The organism is Mycobacterium sp., assembly GCF_050700595.1.
Taxonomy (GTDB): domain Bacteria; phylum Actinomycetota; class Actinomycetes; order Mycobacteriales; family Mycobacteriaceae; genus Mycobacterium.
Map to the genome: position 1 here is coordinate 21,174 of NZ_JBOHHI010000184.1, position 6,464 is coordinate 27,637.

A 6,464-nucleotide genomic window follows, 5' to 3' on the forward strand; every position below is an offset into this window, starting at 1 on the left:
CACGCACGCTCGCGGTTACTGAGTCAGCCGGGAAAGCACCTCGGCGACAACCGAGTCCGCCGCGACGTCGACCTGCTCGCCCGTCGCCAGGTTCTTCAGCCCGAAGGTTCCGGCGTCGATATCGCGGTCGCCGGCGACCAGCGCAACACGCGCACCGGATCGGTCGGCCGCGCGCATCGCGCCTTTGAGGCCGCGGTCGCCGTAGGCCAAATCCACCCGCACCCCGGCGGCGCGCAGCCGCGCGGCGAGCACCGCCAGCCGCAGCTTGGCCTGCTCCCCCAGCGGCACCCCGAACACGTCGCAGCGCGCGGTCTGGCCGACGGTTTTACCCTCGGCCTGCAGCGCCAGCAGGGTGCGGTCCACCCCGAGGCCGAACCCGATACCGGAGAGATCCCGCCCGCCGAGCTGGCGCATCAGCCCGTCGTAGCGGCCGCCGCCGCCGATACCGGATTGCGCACCGAGCCCGTCATGGACGAACTCGAAGGCGGTCTTGGTGTAGTAGTCGAGCCCGCGCACCATCCGGGGATTGATCACATACGGCACGTCGAGCGCGTCGAGGTGGCCCAGTACGGTCTCGAAATGCTGCTTGGCGACATCGGAGAGATGGTCGAGCATGACCGGCGCATCGGCCGTCGCCGCCTTGATCTCCGGGCGCTTGTCATCGAGCACGCGCAGTGGGTTGATCTCGGCGCGCCGGCGGGTGGGCTCGTCGAGGTCAAGTTGAAACAAGAAGTCCTGCAACAATTCCCGGTACTGCGGGCGGCAAGTGTCGTCGCCCAGTGAGGTGATTTCCAGTCGGAAGCCGTCCAGGCCCAGTGCGCGGAAGCCGGCGTCGGCCACCGCGATCACCTCGGCGTCCAGCGCGGGATCGTCGACCCCGATCGCCTCGACGCCGACTTGCTGAAGCTGGCGGTAACGGCCGGCCTGTGGCCGTTCGTAGCGGAAGAACGGGCCGGCGTAGCACAGCTTGACCGGCAGCGCACCGCGGTCCAGCCGGTGCTCGATCACCGCGCGCACCACCGGCGCGGTGCCCTCCGGGCGCAGCGTCACCGAGCGGTCGCCGCGGTCGGCGAAGGTGTACATCTCCTTGGACACCACATCGGTGGACTCGCCCACCCCGCGGCCGAACAGCGCGGTGTCTTCGAAGATCGGCAGTTCGATGTCGCTGTACCCGGCCCGGCGGGCGGCGTCGAGCAGTCCGTCGCGCACCGCGACGAACCCCACCGAGTCCGGTGGCACGTAGTCCGGCACCCCCTTGGGCGCCGAGAACTCAGTCACGCCTCCAGCCCTTCGAGGAAGGGATTGAAGCGGCGTTCGGCGCCGATGCTGGTCTTCGGGCCGTGCCCGGGCAGCACCACCGTCTGGTCGTCGAGCACCAGCAGCTTGTCGACGATCGAGCACAGCAGGTCGCGGCCGCTGCCACCGAACAGGTCGGTGCGGCCCACCGCGCGCTCGAAGAGGGTGTCACCGGTCAACACCACCTCGGACGCGTCCCCGGTCACCTTGAACACCACCGATCCGCGGGTGTGGCCGGGCGTGTGGTCGACGGTGACGGTGATATCGGCCAGGTCGAGCTTGTCGCCGCCGCGGTCGAGTTCGACGACCTGTTTGGGCTCGCGAAACATCGCGCTGAAGAGCAGCTGGCCCAGCCGTGGGCCGAAACCCTTGATCGGGTCGGTCAGCATGAACCGATCCTCGGGGTGGATGTAGGTGGCGCAGCCGAAGGTGTCGGACACCTTCTGGGCCGACCAGATGTGGTCGATATGCCCGTGGGTCAGCAGCACCGCCGCCGGGGTCAGCCGATTCTCGTCGAGAATGCGCCGCAGCGGGCCCATCGCGCGCTGGCCCGGATCCACGATGATGGCGTCCGCCCCGCGGCGCGGCGCGAGCACGTAGCAGTTGCATTGCAGCAATCCGGCGGGAAATGCGGAGATCATCACGGTCCCAGTTTCCCATCCTTTGCGCCAGGCGCGGGTCGCGGCACCCGGGTACAACGCCAGCTGGCACACTCTGTGCTGACCGGCCGACAACGACCACGGAGGGATATCGGCAGTGCCGACCAATGAACAGCGACGTGCGGCAGCTAAACGCAAACTTGAACGGCGGCTGGAACGGCACGCCCAGCAGGCGCGCCGCCGGCGAATCCTGATGCTCGTCGGTGGGTCGGTTGCCGCGGTGGCTGTCATCGTCGCGGTGGTGACCACCGTCTGGTACACCAATCGCGAGCACCACAAAAAGCAAGCGTCAGCGGCCGCCGGCAGCTCCGCCACCACCGCTCCGGCTTCGGGTGCATTGCCGGGAGTGCCGCCGTTGCCATCGTTCACCCCGTCCGCCGGCGTCGGCAGCAACTGCCAGTACCCGGCTTCGCCCGAACCGGCCAGCAAGCAGGTGAACCCGCCGAGGACCGGCAAGGTGCCCACCGATCCTGCCCAGGTCAGTATCAGCATGGTCACTAACCAGGGCCACATCGGCCTGCTACTCGCCAACAACGAATCACCCTGCACAGTAAACAGTTTCGCTAGCCTAGTAGGGCAGAAATTCTTCGACGACACTCAGTGCCACCGGCTGACCACCTCGCCGTCGCTGGGCGTGCTGCAGTGCGGTGACCCGACGGGCGACGGCAGCGGCGGGCCAGGCTATCAGTTCGCCAACGAGTACCCGGCCGACCAGTACAAGCACGATGATCCCAAGGCGCATGAGGCGGTGGTGTACCCGCGAGGCACGCTGGCCATGGCCAACGCCGGACCGAACACCAACGGCAGCCAATTCTTCATGGTGTACAAGGACTCCCAGCTGCCGCCGGAATACACCGTCTTCGGCAAGATCCAAGACGACGGACTGGCCACGCTGGACAAGATCGCCAAGGCTGGCGTCGCCGGCGGCAGCGAAGACGGCCCGCCCGCTACCGAGGTCACGATCAAATCGGTGCGGCTCGACTAGACCAGGCATCACCATTCGCAGGAAGAGCGCCTGCCGCTTGTGGTTCGGTGGGAATCGCCCTGGCGGTGGTGAGGAGAAGTGTCGATGGCGACGACGTCATTGGGGTCATTTGGCCGATACCAACTTCTGGAGTTGTTGGGTCGCGGCGGGATGGGCGAAGTCTTTCGCGCCTACAACACCGTCACCGACCGCGTCGTGGCCATCAAACTGCTCCCCGCCCACCTGGCCGACGACCCCGAATTCCAGCGACGATTCCGCCGCGAAGCACACACCGCAGCAGGTCTCAATGACCCACACGTGGTGCCCATCCACAACTACGGCGAGATCGACGGCCAGCTGTATGTCGATATGCGGCTCATCGAAGGCGGCGACCTGGGCAGCGTCATCGCCGACGATGGTGGCAGACTCACCCCTGCACGCGCGGTGGCAATTATCGAACAGGTCGCCGCAGCACTCGATGCCGCCCACGAAGTCGGTTTGGTCCACCGCGACGTCAAACCGTCGAACATCTTGCTCACCGCGCGCAACTTCGTCTACCTGATCGACTTCGGGATCGCCCGCGCCGCCAATCAAACCGCCCTGACCAGCACCGGGCATACGGTGGGGACTTTGGCCTACATGGCCCCCGAACGCTTCAGCGGCACCATCGACCCCCGCTCCGACGTGTATTCGTTGGCGTGCGTACTGCACGAGTGCCTAACCGGACATCGTCCCTACCCAGGCGACAGCCTCGAACAACAACTCGCCGGACACCTGAACACTCCACCTCCCCGACCATCGATCCGTTTCCCTGATATCCCGCCGGCTTTTGATGCGGTCATCGCCCGCGGCATGGCCAAAAACCTCGACGAGCGCTACCGAACCGCGACAGAACTGGCCGAAGCCGCCCGAGCAGCATTGACGAGGCCCATGAAAACAACGCGGCGGAGCCTGCCACCGCAAACCCGTACCCAACCCGCGTCTGCCCACCCCGCGAAACCAGCCACCAATACTGCGGCGGTGCCAACGATGAAACGCGACGTGCGACGGCCAAGCGGCAAACTCGAACGGCAGCTGGAACGGCGTGACCAGCAAGCCCGTCGCCGCCGAATCCTGTCCATCGCCGCCGGGTCGGCCGGCGCGGTGGCCGTCGTCGCGGCGGTGGCGACCACCGTCTGGTACACCAATCACGAGCACCACAAAACGCAAGGGTCAGCGGCCGCCGGCAACTCCGCCGGCGCCACCCCGACCCCGAGCGGGTTGCCGGGAGCACCGCCGCTGCCGTCGTTCACGCCGTCCGCCGGTGTGGGCACCGACTGCCAGTACCCGGCCTCACCGGAACCGGCCAGCAAGCAGGCGAACCCGCCGAGGACCGGCAAGGTGCCCACCGATCCGGCCCAGGTCAGCGTCAGCATGGTCACCGATCGGGGCAATGTGGGCCTCATGCTCGCCAACAACGAATCACCGTGCACGGTCAACAGTTTCGTCAGCCTGGCGCAGCAGAAGTTCTTCGACAACACCCAGTGTCACCGGCTGACCACCTCGCCGACACTCGGCGTGCTGCAATGCGGCGACCCGACGGGCAACGGCGCCGGCGGGCCCGGCTATCAGTTCGCCAACGAATACCCCACCGACCAGTACCAGCCCGACGAACCCAAGATGCATGAGGCAGTCGTGTACCCGCACGGCACGCTGGCCATGGCCAACGCCGGACCCAACACCAACGGCAGCCAGTTCTTCATGGTCTACAACGACTCTCTGCTGCCGCCCGAATACACCGTCTTCGGCACGATCCAAGAGGACGGCCTGGCCACACTGGACAAGATCGCCAAGGACGGCGTCCGCGGCGGCGGCGAGGACGGCCCGCCCGCCACCGCGGTCACGATCACGTCGGTGCGGATGGACTGAATGGTCCGAACCAGCGTTGAGATTGCGGCTATGGTCGTAGTTTTCGAGAAATCACGACCATAGCCGCAATCTCGCGGATAAAAGAGCGAAAACTTACGCCGCCGAGGTCACCCGATAGACGTCGTAGACGCCTTCGACATTGCGGACCACGTCAAGCAAATGCCCCAGATGCTTGGGGGCGCCCATTTCGAAGGTGAACCGGCTGACGGCCACCCGGTCGTTCGAGGTGGTCACCGACGCAGACAGGATGTTGACCTTCTCGTCGGCCAGCGCATGGGTGATATCCGACAGCAGCCGATGCCGGTCCAGCGCCTCTACCTGGATCGCCACCAAGAACACCGACGACGGCGACGGCGCCCACTTGACCTCGATGATCCGCTCGGCCTGCTGGCGCAGCGATTCGGCGTTGGTGCAGTCGATGCGGTGCACGCTCACCCCGCCGCCACGGGTGACAAAGCCCATGATCTGATCCCCGGGCACCGGGGTGCAGCACTTGGCCAGTTTGGCCAGCACCCCGGGTGCGCCGGGCACCGCGACCCCGACGTCATCGGTGCGCTGACGCCGCGGCGTGGTCAACGGGGTGATTCGTTCGGCCAGGTCCTCTTCGGCCTGGTCCTCGCCGCCCAGCAGCGCCACCAGCCGCTGCACCACATGACGAGCCGACACGTGGTTCTCACCGACCGCGGTGTAGAGCGCGGACACGTCGGCGTAGTGCAGTTCCCGGGCCAGCGCGGTCATCGATTCACCGTTGACCAGCCGCTGTAACGGCAACCCGACCCGGCGCACCTCCCGGGCGATGGAGTCCTTACCGGATTCCAGCGCCTCTTCGCGGCGCTCCTTGGCGAACCACTGGCGGATCTTGGTCTTGGCCCGGGGGGACGCGGCGAACGCGAGCCAGTCGCGGCTCGGCCCGGCCGCCTCGGCCTTGGACGTGAAGATCTCGACGACGTCGCCGGACTCCAGCTTGCGCTCCAGCGCGACCAGCCGGCCGTTGACGCGCGACCCGATGCACCGGTGGCCCACCTCGGTGTGCACGGCGTAGGCCAGGTCCACCGGGGTGGAGCCGGACGGCAGCGTGATCACGTCGCCCTTGGGCGTGAACACGAAGATCTGCTGCGAGCCCAGGTCGAAGCGCAGCGACTCCAGGAAGTCGCCGGGGTCAGCCGCCTCCCGCTGCCAGTCGAGCAGCTGGCGCATCCACGACATCTCGTCGACATCGTTGCCGGCGTGGGAGCCCCGCGTCTCCTTGTACCGCCAGTGCGCGGCGATGCCGTACTCGGCGGTGTAGTGCATCTCAGACGTGCGGATCTGCACCTCGAGCGGTTTGCCGTCCGGCCCGATGACGGTGGTGTGCAGCGACTGGTAGACGCCGAACCGGGGCTGGGCGATGTAGTCCTTGAAGCGGCCGGGCATCGGCTGCCACAGGGCGTGCACCATGCCCATGGCGGCGTAGCAGTCGCGCACCTCGTCGACGAGCACGCGGACGCCGACGAGGTCGTGGATGTCGTCGAAGTCCTTACCCTTGACGATCATCTTCTGGTAGATCGAGTAGTAGTGCTTGGGCCGGCCCTCGACCTTCGCGGAGATCCGCGCCGAGTCCAGCTGGGCGGTGACCTCGTCGATCACCTGTTTGAGGT

General features: G+C 66.9%; 5 protein-coding genes. 2 read left to right on the forward strand and 3 right to left on the reverse strand.

The genetic code is table 11. The annotated features are described in order from the left end of the window. Positions 1-15 precede the first annotated feature (15 nt). A complete protein-coding gene (hisS, locus tag ACRDTL_RS17555; protein WP_431507973.1) occupies positions 16-1,278 on the reverse strand; it encodes a histidine--tRNA ligase in 1,263 nt (420 codons plus the stop codon). After that, positions 1,275-1,940: an MBL fold metallo-hydrolase gene (locus ACRDTL_RS17560; protein ID WP_431507974.1), complete on the reverse strand. Its 666-nt coding sequence runs from the start codon at positions 1,938-1,940 to the stop codon at positions 1,275-1,277. Before ACRDTL_RS17560 ends, hisS begins: the two co-directional genes overlap by 4 nt. 112 nt (positions 1,941-2,052) lie before the next feature. Here ACRDTL_RS17560 and ACRDTL_RS17565 point away from each other — a divergent pair, with 112 nt between their 5' ends. Beyond that, positions 2,053-2,940 carry a peptidylprolyl isomerase gene (locus tag ACRDTL_RS17565; RefSeq protein ID WP_431507975.1) on the forward strand — a complete coding sequence of 296 codons (888 nt, stop codon included), beginning with the start codon at positions 2,053-2,055 and terminating at the stop codon, positions 2,938-2,940. An 84-nt stretch (positions 2,941-3,024) separates the two neighbouring features. Next, complete coding sequence (locus ACRDTL_RS17570; protein WP_431507976.1) at positions 3,025-4,827, forward strand: protein kinase domain-containing protein; 1,803 nt, start codon at positions 3,025-3,027, stop codon at positions 4,825-4,827. Between the two features lie 93 nt (positions 4,828-4,920). Here ACRDTL_RS17570 and ACRDTL_RS17575 read toward each other — a convergent pair. After that, on the reverse strand, positions 4,921-6,464 hold a 1,544-nt coding region (locus tag ACRDTL_RS17575), incomplete at its 5' end, for a RelA/SpoT family protein (protein ID WP_431507977.1).

Coding starts and splice junctions, on each gene's coding strand:
- ACRDTL_RS17570 (WP_431507976.1), top strand. CDS start 3,025: ATGGCGACGACGTCATTGGGGTCATTTGGCCGATACCAACTTCTGGAG.